Below are 1,629 nucleotides of genomic sequence, written 5' to 3'. Positions count from 1 at the left end.
CTGTAGCACAACCTAGTTCTTGGGTTGTTTGTAACTCATTCACAGATTCGATTGTTTCATTGACACCCCATAAATGCACAATACCTTTAATCTCAGCATTATCTTGCAGCAGTTGTTGGAATTGCTTGGCAACAGTGGGGTTGATTTGATAATGTTGCGCATCTAATTGTTGGTATTCTGAACCTGGAGATACCCAAATACAGTTGTGTCCCTTCTGTGCCAACTCCTTTCCAATCAGTTCTGCCAATTTACTTGTCAGAGCAAATACTAGCCAATTACCTGTTTCATTGCCATTAGATGGGGAAGTTGATGGTAGGGGTTGGGTTTGCCAGTTGATTTCATAAAACCAATCACTTAAATCTGGTTCCAGAGTCATTAGCAAGGTTTCGGGATTGGCTTTCCTGGCTTGAAGACCACTCACCTGAGCCACTAACTGTCCATCTTGGTCAAATAATTGTATATCGGCTTTTAATCTTTCTTTTGCTTGCTTGTCTTGCGAGGCACGGGTAAAACACCAAAGCAATCCAGGCTGAGGACGCTTATAGAAAATAAATTTCTCTACACTGAACGGTACAAATGTTTCATTGTTGTCGTCAGATTGACTTAAGTCAAGTGCGACTATGGACTGAAAGCACGAGTCAATCAAAGCTGGATGTAGTTGATATTTTGTTGCATCCCAAACCGTTTGAGGTACTTTCATTTGACACAGAACTTCTCCCTCTCCCAACCAGACTTGCTCGATCCAACGGAAGCTTTGTCCTAATTGAATTTGTCTATCCCAGATATATTGGTAAACTTCTGTATTATCTATTTTTGTAAGACATCGATCTTGAATCTCTTCTAGAGCTATTAGTGATTGTTCAGCTTTAGTAAGAGCCAATTTCCCTGTAGCATGAACAGCCCAAAAATCAGCTTGATTACCATTATTTGACAATTTATGAGTATGTGATTCTAAAGAGTCATCAAAGCTAATCACTTGACATGAATAGGAGCTATCCTGGGGAGTCAGAGCTACCTGAACAGTTCGTGATCCTTGGTCCGGAATTGCTAGAGCTTGGGGAAAGAGAATATCTTCTAGTTGACATGCAGTTGTGGGTAAGGTTAAAGATGCAGCTGCCAACAATAGGGAGATGTGACTTGCACCAGGAACTACAACTTTTTCATATATACGGTGATCTGCTAAAAACGGTAGATTAGTGGTGCTAAAGTGGGACTCAAAAAAGATTTATTTTGCTAAGGGAGAGCAAAACTTTTGATTAATCAGAGGGTGGAGTTTAGTTGCAGAGATTGCTTTTCCATCACAATCCTTAGCCGTTTCCACCCAATACCGTTCCCGTTGGAAGGGATAAGTTGGTAAGACAACTTTCTGAGGGCTATAATCTCGATCAAATCCTGACCAATCTATTTGCGCTCCCCGTATATACAACTGCCCCAAACTAGAGAGTATTTGTTGCCATTCATCTACTCCAGGACGCAAAGATGGTAACCAAGTACCACTATCTTCTGGCAGACATTGACGCCCCATACCTAATAATATTGGTTTTGCTCCTATTTCTAGGAATATTTCCAAGCCTTGTTGGTGTAGAGTTTCCATACTGGCAGCAAACTTTACAGGCTGCCGTATATGGA

At 41.1% G+C, this 1,629-nt stretch carries 1 protein-coding gene and 1 pseudogene; both read right to left on the bottom strand.

What is annotated here, in order from left to right; genetic code table 11:
• On the bottom strand, window positions 1-1,168 hold a 1,168-nt coding region (locus tag F6K53_RS40885), incomplete at its 3' end, for a polyketide synthase dehydratase domain-containing protein (protein WP_293085964.1).
• Between the two features lie 57 nt (window positions 1,169-1,225).
• A pseudogene (locus F6K53_RS40880) lies at window positions 1,226-1,629 on the bottom strand (6-deoxyerythronolide-B synthase); the annotation flags it as partial.

It is taken from the genome of Moorena sp. SIO4A1 (assembly GCF_010672065.1).
GTDB lineage: Bacteria > Cyanobacteriota > Cyanobacteriia > Cyanobacteriales > Coleofasciculaceae > Moorena.
Note: the sequence above shows the minus strand (reverse complement) of the source record. Positions and strands in the feature narration are given on the sequence as shown.